The 17,979-nt window shown below is 44.9% G+C and carries 15 protein-coding genes; 10 read left to right on the top strand and 5 right to left on the bottom strand.

Annotation, left to right across the window (positions count from 1 at the left end; genetic code table 11):
- Positions 1-304: 304 nt before the first annotated feature.
- Both QT979_RS17150 and QT979_RS17145 read right to left on the bottom strand, forming a co-directional pair.
- Positions 305-919, bottom strand: coding sequence for an RloB family protein (locus tag QT979_RS17150; protein ID WP_333311167.1), 615 nt, complete (start codon positions 917-919; stop codon positions 305-307).
- The gene (locus tag QT979_RS17145) at positions 912-2,195 is read right to left on the bottom strand and encodes an ATP-binding protein (RefSeq protein ID WP_333311166.1); all 1,284 of its coding nucleotides are present in this window, start codon (positions 2,193-2,195) and stop codon (positions 912-914) included. Before QT979_RS17145 ends, QT979_RS17150 begins: the two co-directional genes overlap by 8 nt.
- A gap of 186 nt (positions 2,196-2,381) precedes the next feature.
- On the opposite strand from QT979_RS17145, the gene QT979_RS17140 reads away from it, so the two are divergent.
- A complete protein-coding gene (locus QT979_RS17140; protein WP_333311165.1) occupies positions 2,382-2,516 on the top strand; it encodes a hypothetical protein in 135 nt (44 codons plus the stop codon).
- 54 nt (positions 2,517-2,570) lie between these two features.
- Here the strand turns inward: QT979_RS17140 and QT979_RS17135 are convergent, their stop codons facing one another.
- Positions 2,571-3,980 carry an amidohydrolase gene (locus tag QT979_RS17135; protein WP_333311164.1) on the bottom strand — a complete coding sequence of 470 codons (1,410 nt, stop codon included), beginning with the start codon at positions 3,978-3,980 and terminating at the stop codon, positions 2,571-2,573.
- A gap of 209 nt (positions 3,981-4,189) precedes the next feature.
- On the opposite strand from QT979_RS17135, the gene QT979_RS17130 reads away from it, so the two are divergent.
- From QT979_RS17130 to QT979_RS17115, 4 genes are all read left to right on the top strand, one after another.
- Complete coding sequence (locus tag QT979_RS17130; protein WP_333311163.1) at positions 4,190-4,960, top strand: cysteine hydrolase family protein; 771 nt, start codon at positions 4,190-4,192, stop codon at positions 4,958-4,960.
- 227 nt (positions 4,961-5,187) lie between these two features.
- Positions 5,188-5,625, top strand: coding sequence for a cupin domain-containing protein (locus QT979_RS17125; protein WP_333311162.1), 438 nt, complete (start codon positions 5,188-5,190; stop codon positions 5,623-5,625).
- 494 nt (positions 5,626-6,119) lie between these two features.
- Positions 6,120-7,712 (top strand): CocE/NonD family hydrolase, encoded by a 1,593-nt coding sequence (locus QT979_RS17120; RefSeq protein ID WP_333311161.1) that lies wholly within the window; start codon positions 6,120-6,122, stop codon positions 7,710-7,712.
- 19 nt (positions 7,713-7,731) lie between these two features.
- Positions 7,732-8,079: a DUF952 domain-containing protein gene (locus QT979_RS17115; RefSeq protein WP_333311160.1), complete on the top strand. Its 348-nt coding sequence runs from the start codon at positions 7,732-7,734 to the stop codon at positions 8,077-8,079.
- Positions 8,080-8,200: 121 nt separating this feature from the next.
- Here QT979_RS17115 and QT979_RS17110 read toward each other — a convergent pair whose 3' ends face one another.
- A complete protein-coding gene (locus QT979_RS17110) occupies positions 8,201-9,457 on the bottom strand; it encodes a CCA tRNA nucleotidyltransferase (RefSeq protein ID WP_333311159.1) in 1,257 nt (418 codons plus the stop codon).
- Between the two features lie 108 nt (positions 9,458-9,565).
- Between QT979_RS17110 and QT979_RS17105 the strand changes: the two genes are divergently transcribed.
- From QT979_RS17105 to tsaB, 3 genes are all read left to right on the top strand, one after another.
- The gene (locus QT979_RS17105) at positions 9,566-9,814 is read left to right on the top strand and encodes a Ycf34 family protein (RefSeq protein WP_006632635.1); all 249 of its coding nucleotides are present in this window, start codon (positions 9,566-9,568) and stop codon (positions 9,812-9,814) included.
- Positions 9,815-10,102: 288 nt separating this feature from the next.
- On the top strand, positions 10,103-11,815 hold the full coding sequence (locus QT979_RS17100) for a serine/threonine-protein kinase (RefSeq protein WP_333311158.1): 1,713 nt from the start codon (positions 10,103-10,105) through the stop codon (positions 11,813-11,815).
- Between the two features lie 2 nt (positions 11,816-11,817).
- Entirely contained in the window at positions 11,818-12,495 is a 678-nt protein-coding gene (gene tsaB, locus QT979_RS17095) for a tRNA (adenosine(37)-N6)-threonylcarbamoyltransferase complex dimerization subunit type 1 TsaB (protein ID WP_333311157.1), read from the top strand.
- A gap of 284 nt (positions 12,496-12,779) precedes the next feature.
- On the opposite strand, the gene QT979_RS17090 is transcribed toward tsaB, so the two are convergent.
- Complete coding sequence (locus tag QT979_RS17090) at positions 12,780-13,109, bottom strand: hypothetical protein (RefSeq protein WP_333311156.1); 330 nt, start codon at positions 13,107-13,109, stop codon at positions 12,780-12,782.
- Between the two features lie 84 nt (positions 13,110-13,193).
- On the opposite strand from QT979_RS17090, the gene QT979_RS17085 reads away from it, so the two are divergent.
- Positions 13,194-14,561, top strand: coding sequence for a tetratricopeptide repeat protein (locus tag QT979_RS17085; protein ID WP_333311155.1), 1,368 nt, complete (start codon positions 13,194-13,196; stop codon positions 14,559-14,561).
- A 226-nt stretch (positions 14,562-14,787) separates the two neighbouring features.
- On the top strand, positions 14,788-17,970 hold the full coding sequence (locus tag QT979_RS17080) for a CHAT domain-containing tetratricopeptide repeat protein (RefSeq protein ID WP_333311154.1): 3,183 nt from the start codon (positions 14,788-14,790) through the stop codon (positions 17,968-17,970).
- Positions 17,971-17,979 lie beyond the last annotated feature (9 nt).

Here is a 17,979-nt window from a genome sequence, read left to right as displayed (position 1 = left end):
GGTAGGGTACGATCGCGCCCTCTCTCTATCTTCAGGAATAAAAAAATGTTAATTGCTTTGGCAAGCGACAATACAGGATTTACGCAACAATCTTGTGCATTTGTAGGTATGCAATCGGTGCGTATCCAATTGGCGATTGTTGGGATCTCGCGAAGCGGAGGGTTCATTCTTCAACCCAACCTACTTCTGTCAGAAACTATAAAGTAGATGAAAATAAATATCATCCAAAATTCAACTCATCCAAGTCCCGAGCGACGAGAAAAATATTTCAACAATCTACTTTTTAGAATTAGCTTCTTAGTATTTACTTTTGAATAAACCGATTTAGTTCTTGTACCAGGAGATGTACTGTTGTAGATGGATTGTCCTTTGCTGGGACATGAGGATCGTACTCTGTGAGAAGCTTTTCGGCATTCCTAATAGCATTAGGCTGTTTATCAAGTAGCTCATTATAAATAGTTTCACTATTCTTTTCGTATTTTTTACCGAGCAATAAAGACAACTTGCGAATATAGTCCTTGCGAGGAATTCCAGTATTGAGATACTCAAAATGCAAGATATACCACAACTCAAAAGCTTCATTAGAATAAGCTACACTAAATCCCTGAGACCTAGCACTTGATATGGCATTGTTGAAATTTTCTAATGGGAAGGAATCTCGATCGAAAACACACCAAATTTGATCGTAATCATCACCGTCTTTATTTTTTAAGTCTGTAGCACTTCTAACTAATCTGCTGGGATCTTCTCCTAAGCCATGCACGTCTACTTCAACAACATTCTTAGGAACACGGAAGCTTCTGAAGTAGTTAGGTTCAGTTTTCGATCCTTCACAGACAATTAAAAACCTCTGTTTAACCTCTCTCGTGTCTACTTTTCTGGGTGAATATCCGCGAGAGTTTATTTTTCTTTTAGCCATTAGAGTTAATCAGATGTTTGAGATTTCCAAGATATGGGATTGCTCCATATCTACCTTTGATATAGTCACTTTCAAAGGTAGCGTCATTACGTATCTTATACTCTGCTAAGGAGTATAAGTCTGTGGCACCATATCTGTTTTTTTCTGTGAACCAAATCTGATCTCTGCGAAAAATCTTATTGCTAAGTAGATTGGTATCATGTGTTATGAAGATTAACTGAGCATTATTTGAGTTGGTTTCTTGAGAATTAAACATTTCAACAATTGCAAGACTGATTAGAGGATGAAGGCTTGCGTCAAATTCATCAATAATAAGAACTTCTCCTTTCTTGAGGGCATTTATTAGTGGTCCAGCAAAAGCAAAAACCTTTTGTGTACCTTGAGATTCATGACTTTCTAAATCAAATCTCTCAAGAGATTTGTAATTTCCTTCACGATCAAATTTTCGATGTTCAGTTCCTATTGAAGTTGCTTTTACTCCTGCTTTAACAATGATTTTTTTTAGTTCATCGGGAATTCCATCAGGCAGAGAATCAACTGTGAAATCTTCCTGATCGACTTGAATTTCACTGATTCCAAAATCTAACTTTTTGATTAAGTTAACAATGTCAGATCGGTTCTCATTGTTCGTGAAACATTTAACTGTGTAATCCAGATACAATCGAGCGTCTAAACCAGATATGATGTTCAGATTGTCAGTCAACCACTCCAAAATTCTCTCTGCTAGTTCAACATTAAATTGAGCAGAAACAGAAAGAAAGAGCGCATTACTTCTAGTTCTTTGCTGAATACCATCAGCATCATAATTTTTGGATGGTCTAATAGTGTCAATATCACGCTCAAATAACTTTGTCTGCCTTACATTAGGGACGTAAAAAAGCCATTCCGATGTAACTCTTTCTCGTGTTGCCTCAAATCCATATCTGTATTTTCTGCCATCCATCAGAAAAACTAGCTCAAAGTACGATGGCTTTCCTTCAGTTTCTGTATTGAGCCTAAAAGGTTCTACACCTATTTCATCTGTACTCTGAGTTTCCTTAGATGAATTAATCATAAACTGTTTCATAAAGCTTAAGGCTCTAGCAAGATTGCTTTTTCCACTAGCATTTGCTCCATATATTGCAGCACTCTTAAGCAGTCTCAAGTCTTTGTCTGCAGCAAAAACATTGTTTGCATCAAGATTTTTGTCTTTTGCCACAAGATTAGCTGCCACCATACTGAAGGTGACTGGCTCTTTAAAGGATCTGTAATTACCGACACTAAATTCTATAAGCATGGCTCATCTCTCAAGCTTAGATCGGGCATTTGTGAAAAAATCACGCATTTCCACCTCAAGGGTAGCAGTAATTAGCCTAAGATGTTAGGATATAAAAATGTTTTATATAGTGCATAAGTGCTACTTATTAAAAAAATGGCAAGATTGTGCCTGCATTGATGGCTACTACCCCCTGGAAAACTGCCCGTGGCAATTCGTTACCTCGAACAGTTGCAGTTGCGGGGGAAAGCAGCCACCAACAGCGGACAGCCGAAAGTCACTAATGGAGATGCAAAAATTGTTTATTGTTGCTCATCGATCGGCTACATTGTTCAGTCCTGAAAGTGGATCGGCGATCGCCCCAAGACAAGCAGTTTTAAAGTGGGCTAGCGATTTTTAAGAATAACCTTGCAAGTTCATGACTTTTCGATAGTGGGCTTCTATTTCACTTACTGTTTGCGATTGACGCTTGCTATTCCACTCGCTACGATCGAATAATTCCCGCCTCAAAGCATCAACATCGATCGTTTTAACCTTACCTTCGGCGACAATTTGCTTGCCGTTTACCCAAACGCTATCTACCGCATTAGTCGGGCGTCCCAAAATCAGCAAGCCGATGGGATCTGTGCGCGGCAGCAATGATAAACTGGTTAAATCATACAGCACAAAATCTGCTTTTTTACCGACTGTCAGCGAACCCATTTCATCGGCCAGATTCAAGCCTTTTGCTCCTCCCAGGGATGCCATTTCTACAGACTGGCGCGGTGTAATCCATTGGCGGTAATCCAAATCCGTGATATTGTGCAAAATCGAACCAATTTTAATGGCTTCCAGCAAATCTTGAGAGTCATTGCTAGCAGCGCCGTCGCAGCCAAAAGATACGTTGACTCCCGCTTGACGGTATTTCAAAATCGGTGCAATCCCGCTTCCCAGGCGCAAGTTGCTGAGGGGATTGTGTACGACTGTCGCTCCAGTTTCTGCCATAATCGCAATGTCGGAATCGTCCAGCCAAACGCAGTGCGCTAAGGAAGTTCGCGGACTCAAATAACCAATTTTTTGCAGGTGTTCGACAGCGCTACAGCCGTATTTTTCGTGAGCTAGTTGTTTTTGCGCGGAAGTTTCTAATAGGTGGGCGTGCCGACAAAGATTGTAGCGATCGCTCAAATCGATGCAGCCTTCAAACAAAGCATCAGAACACAGTTGAATTCCCGTCGGTGCCAACAACATATTAACACCTTTTTCGGGATTGTGAAACTGTTTTATGGCTGTTTCCATTAATTCCAAAGTTGCCTTGGTCGATCGAATGTAAGCCGCGTGTTCGATGCCGCTATCGCCAGAAGGCATTCCCGCTGTCAGGGATTCATCTTGAATTAACGATCCGATAAAAGCGCGGATGCCGATTTCTTGATAAGCGCGAACTGCTGCGGCGATTGTTTCTAATTCTTGCCCCGGAATCAAAACTAAATGATCGACTACGCTTGTACCGCCCGACAGCAATGTTTCTACCGCAGTTCCCAAGGCACTCAAATAAACTTGTTCGGAATCGAGAGGTGTAAAATCGTACAATTCGGCAATCCACAACTCTAGGGGCAAAGGGGGAATGATGCCTCGTTGCCACATTTCTGAAGAGTGAGTGTGCGCGTTGACAAAACCGGGCAGCAGCAGCTTATTTTTGCCATCGATAACTGTTCCCGCAGGCTCTAAATTGAGGGCGATCGCACTTATGCAATTATCCACCACTTGCACATCTGCGGTTTCATAACCGCTATCAACCGGAATTAAAGCATTTTCAATTGTAAAGCTCATAGATTTACCCTTTTTGTAAACTTATATTGATTTTTTATGCTTCCAGGGCGCTAACATTGGCGATCGCCCAAGTATAATAAAGTTAATAAATCCTAAAATTTCTCAAAAAGTTGCCACGGATACTTAATTATAGCAAAGATTTAAGATATGACAACTTAGTAACCATCACATAGTTATAAGATTGAAATTGTTTTTGAGTCACAATCTATATGAATCCTGATTCTCTCCGCACCTTGGGCGTACCGCCGAATGCTTGGAAAGTTGATGCCAAAATTGCTGATATCACCCGATCGCCGATCGCGCCTCAACCTGTTACCCTGGAAACAGAAACTAAAACCCTGCGTTTGGACTTAGCAAAAGCAGCAATGTTAGTGATAGATATGCAAAATGATTTCTGTCATCCCGACGGTTGGCTAGCACATATTGGCGTAGATGTAACGCCCGCCAGAACTCCAATTAATCCTTTAACAAATTTACTGCCAAAATTGCGATCGCACGCAGTACCAATTATTTGGATAAACTGGGGGAACCGCCCCGATTTGCTCAATATTAGTGCAGCTTCCCGTCACGTTTACAATCCCACAGGATCCGGCGTAGGTTTGGGAGATCCGCTGCCAAAAAACAACGCACCTGTACTGATGGCAGGGAGTTGGGCGGCGCAGGTTGTCGATGAATTAAAACCCAAATCGGAGGATATTTGCGTTGATAAATATCGGATGAGCGGCTTTTGGGATACTCCTTTAGATAGTATCTTGCGGAACCTCGGCAGAACTACACTTTTCTTTGGAGGAGTAAACGCCGATCAGTGCGTCATGGCTACGCTGCAAGATGCTAATTTTCTCGGTTACGATTGTATTTTAGTCAAAGATTGTACAGCTACGACATCTCCAGAGTATTGCTGGCAAGCTACTCTTTATAACGTTAAACAATGTTTTGGTTTTTTGTCGGATTCTCAGGCTATGTTAGAAGCAATTAAATAGCAGTCATCAGGGGAGTATCTCTCTGGAGTATAAAAAGCGTTTTTGAGGAGTGCGAGAGTCCTGCATAGCAAAGCCTATATCTTGCTTCCTGCTCTGACAGCGAACTCTCCTGTGAAATCCATAAACTTTGGAGGTTGAACGGCGGACTAATGACTCTGGATTTACCACTAATGACAGCAGAAACATAACCACTGACAACTAACCATAAAAAAATGACAAACCACTGCATGATTCCTGTTATAAAGTCTCCCAAAGACTACCAAGCATTTCGCATCAGTCCGGGCGATACTAATAGATTAGCTATCGTCTTCGATCCGGTAATAGCTAATGTTTCATTAACAGTTTGCGTGGAGATTTTCGATGTGGGCGGCAAAACTCCTCCCAACCGCCATCAATTTGCAGTAGAAATGTTTTTCGTACTCAAAGGAACTGGGCAAGCAACCTGCGACGGCAAAACAGTTAGTATTCAACCGGGAGATAGTTTGTTAGTGCCTCCAATGGGCACTCACGTAATTGAAAATACGGGCAGTGAACGTTTGTACGCTTTGTGCATCATGGTGCCAAATGAGGATTTTGTGGAACTAATTCGCAGCGGTACACCAGTCGAACTCGATGAGGAAGATATGAGAGTTCTTGGGCGATCGGATGTACTCGTACCATGTTAGGTTTGTAGTAAGCTGTTACGCATTTAAATTGAAAATTCGGGACAGGCTAGAAGCCCGTCCCACAAGAGTTTTATGGATTTTTGACACACAGTTTAAATGTAAAACAGCTTATAGCAGTTTTTAATTGGATGAAATACAGGACATGGCAGTGCCCAAAGCGTGTCAACTTAAGCTATCAGTCCGCCAGTCCTCCCGCGCACCCGCCATTCCGCCAGGGACTGAAGTCCCTGTCTAATAGCTAAAGTCCTCTCAAGAGGACTAATGAGTTGAAAAGTGTTTTTCTTAGTCCTCTTAAGACGACTTTAGCTTTGAGGCAGGGGTTTCAACCCCTGCCGGACTATGGGTTGTACGTTAATTTGACACCAATGAGCAGTGCCGTGTCCCGACGAACAATCATCAGGTTTGTAGTAAGGACTTGAGTCCTTTATCAGAACTTTTTTAGTTGATGTTTTTTAGGATTTATGCTGAAACTTTGTCCGAAAGAAACAGCGTCTATGCTAACTAAAGATGGGGTTCGTTTAGATGCTGACATCTACCGCCCCGATGCGGAGGGTGAATTTCCAGTATTATTAATGCGGCAACCTTACGGAAGGGCGATCGCCTCTACAGTAGTATATTCTCATCCCGCATGGTACGCCAAACACGGCTACATCGTTGTCATCCAAGACGTGCGGGGACGCGGCACTTCCGAAGGCGAATTTAACCTATTTGTTAGCGAAACACAAGACGGTTTTGATACCGTCAATTGGGCAGCTAATTTGCCGGGAAGTAACGGCAAAGTCGGAATGTACGGTTTTTCCTACCAAGGCATGACTCAACTCTACGCGGCGGCGGCTAAACCGATCGCATTAATCACAATTTGTCCGGCAATGGTAGGCTGCAATTTATACGCAGATTGGGCCTATGAAGGCGGCGCGTTTTGTCTGCAATCAAATCTTGGCTGGGCAATTCAGCTAGCCGCAGAAACCGCTCGCTTAAAAGCCGATATTTCTGCCTATCAAGCCTTTTATGCAGCTTCGAGAAATCTCCCGCTATACGATACCGTGCCCGCGCGTCCTGAGATCATTAAAAATCTTGCCCCAGACTCATATTATCACGATTGGTTGGATAATTATCGACCGAGCGAGTATTGGGAAAAGTTATCGCCAAACATCAAAGATTTAGACTTGCCAATGCTGCACGTTGGCGGTTGGTTTGATACTTATTTGCGGGGAACAATCCATCTTTACAAGGAAATGGTGAGCCGGAGTTCCTGTCCGCAGCATTTGATAATTGGCCCTTGGGCGCATTTACCTTGGGGGCGAAAAGTTGGAGCGTTGGATTATGGTTTTGCAGCTTCAAATCCTGTGGATGAGCTGCAAATTCGCTGGTTCGATCGCTTTCTCAAAGGAGTTGATACAGGAATATTAGACGATGAGCCGATTTCGCTATTTGAGATGGGGAGGAATGATTGGCGGAAATTTGATAAATGGCCTAATAATAATCATAAATCTTATTTTTTAGCAAGTACCGGACTTGCCGCGATGAGAGAAGATGCGGGTATTTTAACAGATTTTTGCCCGGATGTTTGCACTGATGATATATTCGTACATGACCCTTGGCGGCCGGTGCCATCCTTGGGAGGTCACGCTGCATTTCCTGCAGGTGCGATGGAGCGATCGACTATTGACTGCCGTACCGATGTTTTAACATACACTTCGGCACCGCTAACAGCCGATTTGCACTTAGCTGGAGATATACTTTTAGAAGTATTTTGTACCGCCGATGCGCCGAGTTTTGATTTGTGTGCCATACTTTCTGAGGTCAAAGATAGCGGCAGTGTCTACAATTTTACTCAAGGTTACGTGCGGGTGAATTCAGGTGAAACACCTGTAATAATTGTGCTGCAATCCACTTGTATGCAAATTGGTAAAGGTAATGCGTTGCGTCTGAGTTTGAGTGCTGCTTGTTTCCCCGCTTACGACGTGAATCCGGGAACGGGTGCGCCTCCCGGTGAAGCGCGGACGATCGATGCTAAAATTATCACGCTGACAGTAAGTTGTGGCGGGAATTGTCCCTCTCAAATTTTGCTGCCAATTGTCGATTAAACCTAAAACTTATTCAATTATGAGCGTTATCTTTCACATCACCCGCCGCCAACAGTGGGAAGAAGCAAAACAAGTTCAATCCTATCGCGGCGATACGCTAGATACTGAAGGATTTATCCACTGTTCGACTCTGCCACAAGTTGTTAGAACTTCCAACAAATTTTTTGCTGGACAAACAGGATTGCTGTTGTTGTGGATTGACTTGGAAAAAGTGGAAGCAGAAGTTAAGTATGAACCTGCTGCGGGAGATTTTTATCCACACATTTACGGGCCGCTGAATGTTGATGCTGTGTTGAAAGTTGTTGAGTTTGAAGCGGGTGCAGATGGCAAGTTTGAATTGCCGGAAGAATTAAAAAATCTTGTTTAAGATTCTGATTTTTTAGCATTGTAAACTAACTTTTTAGGGCGGGCTAGAAGCCAACCCCACGGGAAAGTTGAATTTTGTGGAACGGGCATCTTGCCCGTTCTAATTTCTGAAATTTATCAATTTAAACTGACTGATCAACCAATTCTGCAGCCAATTTCAGCGCATCTTCGCGAGTCGCAATTCTCCCCTCCACCCGCGCTAATTGAATCTCCATTAAAAATTGACCGATGCGCGGACTTCTCGGCAAATTTAAATATTCCATTAAATCATTGCCGCTAACTAATTGTGTGGGATGAGCAATAATATCATCAGCATCCAGATAGCGATTAATTAACAGTGAAATATCCTCAACCGCAACTCCCGCAGCCACTGCCAAAACCGCTAAAACTGGAAATACTATTCCTACATCCCGAAACAAAAAATACTGATCTCGCAAAGACATTTCCACGATAGGTTTTGCTTGCAATTTTGGCAAGTATTTCAAAAGCCCGATCGCACTTTTAATCTCTGCATTGCTGTACTTCAACCGCAGCAACTGGGTTTCAGCAATTGTCGGGTCGGAATCGGCCAAAATAGCCAACTTCGCAACCGCCAACAACGGCGTTTTAATCGTATCTCGAATCGATCGCGAAAATTCTCTCCCCAAATCTGGATAAATTGCCGCTAACTTGGCAGCAGACGCATCAATTTTTGTCAAAATATCAAAACGGTCGATCGCACTTTCAAACCAAATCGAAAACAAACCGTCTTCGCAACCGCGACAAATCCAAGGAACACCCTCTGGATTGCTCAACAAATAACCTAATTCCGTCCGCACCCGTTCCACCGCTACCCGACTCAACAGCGGCGCCAATTCCCGAATCGCAGATTGAGTTTCAGGTTCGATCGCAAAACCCAACTGCGCCGCTTGGCGGTAAGCTCTTAATAACCTTAGCGGATCGTCCTCCAAATTTGACCGCGAAACCATCCGCAGCAAACCCAACCGCAAATCAGTTTGACCGTCCAAAGGATCGATGATTTCTCCTGTAAAAGGATTGCACGCGATCGCATTTATCCGAAAATCCCGGCGCCGCAAATCCCCCTCCAGACTCCCCCCTTCCGCCTGCGCCAAATCCACCGTACCGCCCGCAAATACAACCCGTGCAATTTGGCGTTCCGCATCCAACAAGACAAATCCACCTTTCGTGCGATCGGCAATTTTTCGAGCAGTCTTCACGGCCCGTGTTAGCATAACGAAATCTAAATCAAAATAGTGCGATCGCCTCCCCAGCAACGCATCCCGCACCGCACCGCCCACCAAATAAGCAGGCGGTGTCAGCAGTTCCAAATCAAACGGCCAAGAATCAGGAGATAATGAAGAGGGCAAATTAATCGGCATCGCAACAAAAATCTACTTTCCTTACAAACAATTAAACTCTTGCTACGCTAGATTAACAGAAAGCTCAAATTTCACCAATCTTTTTGAAATGCACAGAGGATATCAAGAATGTGTATTTGTATTAACTGCCACTATGTAGACCGCTGCTTCACCTACCACGCCGTAGAAGAACAGCACGAACAGCTTCACCTTACCGAAACACCCGATTTCGACCCCGTAGAACCCACCATCAACGTCAACATCCGCCCCCGCCAAGACGAAATTGAAATGGAATGGGATGTAGTTGGGTGTCAGAGTTTCAAGCAAGAGACCGGCAAATGGGCAAAATTGCGGCCTGGCGAACTCGTCCCGACTTAAGGAAGAAGTCATTAGTCATTAGTCATTAGTCAGTAGTCAGTAGTCAGTAGTCAGTAGTCAGTAGTCATTAGTCAGTAGTCATTAGTCATTAGTTATTAGTTATTTGTTGGTTTTTGGTTGCTATTTGTTGTTTTTTATAGTTTTTTTGTGAGTGGTTGGCGATAACAACCAATAACCAATAACCAATAACCAATTCCCGATGCCCCATTCTCAATTCCCAATTCCCAATTCCCCATTCCCAATTCCCAATTAAAAATCTAAAATCTAAAATCTAAAATCTAAAATCCAATGTGCTATTGCTTAAACCCAACTTGTCAGAATCCGCAAAACCCAGGTGATGCAGAATTGTGCCAAAGTTGCGGCTCAAAATTGTTGTTAACTCTTGACGCAGAAACGCCCTCAGCATCTCGCTATCGAACCATAAAGCCGATCGGGCAAGGAGGCTTTGGCCGAACATTTCTAGCAGTTGATGAAACCAAACCCCTGATTTTTTCGCAGTGCGTAATCAAGCAATTTTTGCAGCAAAATACCGCAGCCGAAAAAGCCGCTCAACTATTTCACCAAGAAGCAGCCCAGCTAGAAACGTTGGGAAAACATCCCCAGATTCCAGAATTAATCGCGCATTTTGAACAAGACGGGAGACAGTATTTAGTACAAGAATTTATAGACGGTAAAAACCTAGCCAGAGAATTAGAACAAAAAGGAGCATTCACGGAAACTCAAATTCGGCAAATCCTCAACGATTTATTGCCAGTGCTCCACTTCGTCCACAAATCCAAAGTCATTCACCGCGATATCAAACCCGAAAATATCATTCGCCGCCGGCTAACTCCAGCCCCTTTACCCGCCTTAGAAAATTCCTATCAACCCTCTCCTTTCCAAAAAGATATTGTTTTAGTAGACTTTGGTGCAGCTAAGAAGGTAACAGCAACCGGGTTGCCGCAAACTGGTACAATCATCGGCAGTGCTGCTTATACAGCCCCAGAACAATTGATGGGGAAAGCAGTTTTTGCCAGCGATATCTACAGTTTGGGCGTTACCTGCATTCACTTGCTGACTGAAATTCCTCCCTTCGACTTGTTCGACAGTACAGAGGATTCTTGGGCTTGGCGAAATTATTTGAAAACTGCTGTTAGCGATGATTTCGGCCGCATCCTCGACACCATGCTTCAAAGTGCCACCAATCGGCGCTACAGTTCAGCATCAGCAGTCATCCGGCACTTGAACCCCAAACCGGTGTATTTAGACGCACAGCCCGTGCTAGACGCGCCGGAAACGCCCGCAGAACGGGTGGTTACACCTGCGCCCGGTGTGTCGCTTTTCACTCGCCAACAGCAAGCCGAAATTCAGCAAGCTTTACAAGAGGATCTCGCCCCGTACAATGTTACAATCCAAGTCAGTCAAGCCAAGCAACAGCTCAATATCGTCATCAACAGAACCGAAGACAACCCCGTTTACTATCCGCACTTATCTCAAATAATTGCCACCAGACTCACCGATTTGCAGTTAAATAAAGTCGCAGCCGTGAAGCTGTTGGGAAGACTCAACAATTCTCGCCGCCCGGAGTGGAAGCAAATATTGCAAATCGATCCCAAGATTAAATTGAGAAACAAACTGGTGCGGCTGCAACACAATCAATTACTAAAGAAAGCCGCCTCTGTTACTACCCAAGAATTTTGGCTGCCGAAGTTGAAAACTCAGGATTTTTGGCTAGATGCGCTAATGTTTGCCTTAGTTTGGTTTATCTTTGGCTCTCAAATAGTCATTTTTAATTCGTGGTTCGCGCTAATAGTTTCTTCGGGTTTTATGGCCGTCAAGCATCAAGTTTCCCAACACAAAGAATTTGCCAATAAAAATTTATTTGCAAGTTTAGTAGTGCTGTTTTTGATGACTGGGGGCATGGGTAATTCTAGGATTTTAAATACGGGAATATTTGGCATTCTTTTGGGTTGCTTAGTTGTGGCTTTGCCGCTGTTTTTTGTTAAGGAAAATTATCAGTAATCGTGAATAGCAATCCACAAGACGGAACATCAGTTAAAAAATACGGCTTAGCCCTGCACACAGCTAGTCGCGAACTCGGTTTAGCCATCAGCAATTTTGCCGGGGATTCTCGCTGCCAAACTTGGAATTTGGATCGCGATTTAGCAACTCATTTGCATCAGTATTTAGTCGAGTTTATTCAGCCGCAAACTTGGCGGGATTTGGCTTTTATTGCTGTGGCGAAGGGGCCCGGAGGTTTCACGGGGACTCGGATGGGTATGGTGACGGCGCGGACTTTGGCTCAACAGTTCGATATTCCAGTTTTTGCGATTTCAACTTTGGCGGCTGTGGCTTGGGCGGAACCCCCCCAACCCCCCCTTGCTAAGGGGGGGCTTTTGAGAGAGGATATTGCGCTGCAAATGCCTGCACAGCGGGGACAATTGTTTGGGGCGGTTTATTCAGTTAACAAAGATTCTGGTTTAACTGAGTTGTTTCCTGAGACGGTGATGACTCCTGAATCTTGGCAAGAAAAGTTGGATAATTGGGGGAATTCTTATCAGTTAATTGAAGTTGGCAGCGAGTTGGGTTGGTCGGTTTCTAGCGTGTTGGAATTGGCTTATTTGGAGTGGAAAATGGGAAGTCGTCCTGATTGGTCGGAGGCTTTGCCTTTTTACGGGCAACATCCAGTTAAGGGACACTGAATATTGGGAATAGGGCATTGGTAATTGGGAATTGAGCATTATTTCGTTTCTGTTAAACTCACATCTTGCACCATTCTCAAGAACAGGCATCTTGCCTGTTCCACAAAGAGTAGATTTTCTTGTGGAACAGGCAAGATGCCTGTTCCTAAAAGGCTAATTGAGAATGGTGCAAGATATAAGTTAAATCAACTTGTAGAGTGCGTTTTTTTCCGACCATGCCCGATGCCCAATGCCCGATGCCCGTAAATGATTTATAAGCAATTAAGCAGACTTGATATCCTTGTTTATTTCAGGGCGATACAAACTTCGAGGCAAAAAGTTAATGTTAGGGGGTCTGGGCTTTCGGTTCGCAATCGATCGATCTCAGCTCGATCGCAGCCGCGAGATTCCATAAAATCAAGCATCCAGTTCGTTATTGTAGCGAGATCGATGTATTTTGCTCCGAGACAAACAGGGCAAATTTCTGGGCTGAGGGTACCGGTGCCGCCGCATTCGGGGCAATCCCAGTGGGTTGTTACAGGATCGGGGGTAGTTAGGATGTTGTTCATGCTGGGAAAAAGTACGCGCGGCGTAGCTATGCGGCAGGGAATCGCACTACTCGTTAACTCTAGCAAAAATGCCGATCGCCCTGACTTCTTCCTGCCTTTACACTAAGCGGGCTAGTGATTAAGATTGACAAAAATACAAAAAGGGTGGTTATGCTCGATCGCACTCAATGCTTTTTGGCTGGTATGTCGATCGCACTTTCGGTTCAGTTAAGTCAGCCAGTGGCAGCAGCCGTGTCAGTTGGTAAAACCGTACAAATAGCACAAACTAACAGTAGCGAGGCTGCTCAAAAAGTGCATTTTGAAGCAGAGGAACTCTACAAACAAGGAACGGCGGAAGCCAAAAGAAGTGCGATCGTCAAGTTTGAACAAGCATTAAAGCTGTATCGAGAAGCGGGCAATCGCTCTCGGGAAGCTGTCACCCTCAACAACATTGGTCAAGCCTACTCAGAATTGGGAGAAAAACAGAGAGCGCTAGAGTATTACCACCAATCCTTACCTCTGGGTCGAGCTATCGGTGAGCGCTTATTAGAAGCTAACACCCTCACTGGTATGGGCCTAGTCTATTCAGATTTGGGAGAAAAACAGAAAGCACTAGAGCATTACAACCAGGCGCTTTCCCTGTATCGAGCTCTCGGTGATCGCTCTGGGGAAGCTGGCACATTCAACAACATTGGTCTTGTCTACAATGCTTCGGGAGAAAAACAGAAAGCACTAGAGTATTACAGCCAATCGCTTCCCCTGTTTCGAGCAATAGGCAATCGCTTTGGAGAAGCTGCCACCCTCAACAATATAGGTCAAGTTTATGCAGATTTAGGAGAAAAACAGAAAGCACTAGAGTATTACAACCAGTCGCTTCCTCTTATTAGGGCTCTGGGCAATCGGTTTGTGGAAGCTATGATCATCGGCAACATCGGCGAGGCCTACTCACAATTGGGAGAAAAACAGAAAGCACTAGAGTATTACAGCCAGTCGCTTTCTCTGAGTAGGGTTCTGGGTAATCGGTTTGTGGAAGCTATGACCCTCAACAACAGCGGCAGGATCTATGCAGAATTGGGAGAAAAACAGAAAGCACTAGAGTATTACAGCCAGTCGCTTCCTCTGTTTCGAGCAGTAAGCCATCGCGGCGGGGAAGTTACTACCCTCAACAACATCGGCAATGTCTACTCCGAGTTAGGAGAAAAACAGAAAGCGCTAGATTATTACAGCCAAGCGCTTCCTCTAAGTCGCGCGGTAGGTGATCGCGTTCGAGAAGCTTCTACCCTTTACAACATAGCTGAGGTCAAACGCCACCAAAACAATCTTACCGAAGCCGTCAATGACATTGAATCCTCACTCAAAATCATCGAAAACCTCCGCGCCCAAATTACTAGCCCAGAACTTCGCACCTCATACTTGTCCCAACTACAAAATTATTACAAGTTCTACATAGACCTGTTAATGCAACTGCACCAAGCTAATCCTAACTCGGGTTATGATATCAAAGCATCAGAAGCCAGGAAACGCGCTATAAACCCCTAAAAAGCAACGCATCGCCGTAGAAAAATGATCGTTCGAGCATCTCGGTAACATCCCCTTCTTGCGTTGTGAGCGACACTCCGCCACTTGGCGGAATGTCAAAACATCCGATCGAGCAGTTCAGTGACCTCGAACTGCTCGCGTCCCCGGTTGTCGGCCCTGACTTCTTCCTGCCTTTACACTAAGCGAGCTAGTGAGTAAAATCGACAAAAATACAAAAAGGGTGGTTATGCTCGATCGCACTCAATGGTTTTTGGCTGGTATGTCGATCGCGCTTTCGGTTCAGCTAAGTCAGCCAGTTGCAGCAGCCGTGCCCGTTGGTAAAGTCGTACAAACAGCACAAACTAACAGTAGCGACGCTGCTGAAAAAGCTTTCAAAGAAGGAGTACAACTCTACAATCAAGGAACGGCCCAAGCAAAAAGAAGTGCGATCGTCAAATTTGAAATAGCATTAAAATTGTATCGGGAAGCGGGCGATCGCCGAGGGGAAGCTACCACCCTCACCGGCATCGGCAGAGTCTACTCAGAATTGGGAGAAAAACAAAAAGCGCTAGAGTATTACAGCCAGTCGCTTCCCCTGACACGGGCAACCGGCGATCACCGTGAGGAAGCTGTCACCCTCACCAACATTGGCAATGTCTACTCAGAATTGGGAGAAAAACAGAAAGCGCTAGAGTATTACAGTCAGTCACTTCCTTTATTTCGGGCTGTAGGCAATCGCCGTGGGGAAGCTCTCACCCTCAACAACATAGGCACTGTCTACTCAAATTTAGGAGAAAAACAGAAAGCGCTAGAGTATTACAGCCAGTCACTTCCCCTATTTCGGGCAGTAGGGAATCGCGGGGAGGAAGCTCTCACCCTCAACAACATCGGCACTGTCTACGATGATTTGGGAGAAAAACAGAAAGCGCTAGAGTATTACACCCAGTCCCTGACACTGAGACGGGCAACAGGCGATCGCGATGGGGAAGCTGGCAGCCTCAACAACATCGGCGGTATTTACTCAGAATTGGGAGAAAAACAGAAAGCGCTAGAGTATTACAGCCAGTCCCTGACACTGACGCGGGCAGTAGGGAATCGCGGGGGGGAAGCTACCACCCTCAACAACATCGGCAATGTCTACGATGATTTGGGAGAAAAACAGAAAGCGCTAGAGTATTACAGCCAGTCCCTGACACTGAGACGGGCAATAGGCGATCGCCGTGGGGAAGCTATCACCCTCAACAACATCGGCAGTGTCTACGCAGATTTGGGAGAGAAACAGAAAACGCTAGAGTATTTGGGTCAGTCGCTTCCCCTAATTCGGGCAGTAGGTGATCGCAGTGGGGAAGCTACCACCCTCGGCAATATCGGCTTAGTCTACTCAGAATTGGGAGAACAACAGAAAGCGCTAGAGTATTACAGCCAGTCGCTTCCCCTGAGTCGGGCAGTAGGCGATCGCAGTGGGGAAGCTCGCACCCTAAACAACATCGGCTTAGCCTACTCAGAATTGGGAGAACAACAGAAAGCGCTAGAGTATTACAGCCAGTCGCTTCCCCTATTTCGGGCAGTAGGCGATCGCGGTGGGGAAGCTAACACCCTCGGCAATATCGGCGGTGTCTACTCAGATTTGGGAGAAAAACAGAAAGCGCTAGAGTATTACAGCCAGTCGCTTCCCCTGAGACGGGCCGTAGGTGATCGCGGTGGGGAAGCTCTCACCCTTTACAACATAGCTTCTGTCAAACGCGACCAAAATAATCTTACCGAAGGCCTCAATCACATTGAATCCTCTCTCAAAATTATCGAAAACCTCCGCACCAAAATAGCCAGCCCTGAACTCCGCAGCTCATACTTTGCCACAGTACAAAACTACTACGAACTCTACATCGATTTGTTAATGCAACTGCATAAAACTAATCCTAAATCCGGTTATGATACAAAAGCCTTAGAAGCCAGCGAACGTTCGAGGGCCCGCAGCCTCCTCGAACTTCTCCAAGAAAGTAACGCCAACATTCGGGAAGGCATTGACCCCAATTTACTGCAACAACAAGAAAAGAGCTTGCAACAGCAACTCGAAGCCATTGAAAAGCAGCGCATTGAAACAATCAGCCTCCCCAACCCCAATCAAACTAAAATCGCTGAAATCGACAAACAGCGCCTCGCACTTTTGGAACAATATCAACAAATTCAAACAAAGATTCGTAGCGCCAGCCCCCGCTACGCTGCCCTCACCCAACCCCAACCTTTAACACTCCCAGAAATTCAGCAACAGGTTCTCGATGAAAACACGATTTTATTGCAGTATTCCCTCGGCAAAAACCGCAGTTATTTGTGGGTTGTGACCTCAACAGGACTAACCAGCTATGAATTGCCAAAACAGGTTGACATTGAAACAGCAGCTAAAGACTTCCTAGAGACAATAACTAGCCCAATCCAGAGAGAAATTCCCCAACAAGTTGCCCAATCGAGTGCCAATCTGGGTCAAGTAATTTTACAGACCGCAGCAGCCCAATTAGGAAACAAACGCTTATTAATTGTTCCCGACGGCGTTCTGCACTATACCCCTTTTCAAGCTTTAACCCTTGCCCAAACCGCCGGACAAAATACCAATGTTCCCTTAATAGTCGAACATGAAATTATCACTCTGCCTTCTGCCTCAAGTCTCGCTATTCTCAGGCAAAATTACGGAGATAGAAAACCGCCTGGCCGAACTTTAGCAATTTTAGCAGATCCTGTTTTCAGTCCAGATGATGAAAGAGTCAAAGGAAAAATCACCCAAGCAACAACAGAAAAATTAGAAGCAAATAACCTCGGTTTAAATCAATCGCTTCGTGCTTCTAATCGGCAATGGCCGCCCGAACGCCTCGCATTTACCCGCCAAGAAGCCCAAACAATATCCAGCTTATTCCCCTCAGCTTCTAGCAGTCAAATACTTGATTTTGATGCCAGTCGCACTACGGCTACCGACGGCAGTTTAGCTAATTATCAAATCGTTCACTTTGCCACCCACGGCCTTGCCAACAGCAAAAATCCCGAACTGTCAGGAATTGTGATGTCGATGGTAGATGACAAGGGCAATCTTGTCAATGGTTTTTTGCGCCTCACCGATATTTTTAACTTGAAACTGGCAGCAAATTTAGTGGTTTTAAGTGCTTGTCAATCGGGAATGGGACAGAATGTTAAAGGCGAAGGAATGGTGGGATTAACAAGGGGTTTTATGTATGCAGGGGCGCAGCGGGTGGCGGTGAGTTTGTGGAATGTGGATGATGAGGGAACTTCTGTGTTAATGCAAAAGTTTTATCAGAAAATGGTGCAACAAAAGTTAGCACCGGCGGCAGCTTTGAGGGCGGCGCAGATTGAAATGATGCAGCAGGAAAAATGGAAATCTCCCTACTATTGGGCGGCTTTTACCTTGCAAGGGGAGTGGAAATGATATAATAGT

It is taken from the genome of Microcoleus sp. w2-18bC1, from assembly GCF_036700365.1.
Classification (GTDB): domain Bacteria; phylum Cyanobacteriota; class Cyanobacteriia; order Cyanobacteriales; family Microcoleaceae; genus Microcoleus.
This window is presented reverse-complemented; position numbering and strand designations above follow the sequence as displayed.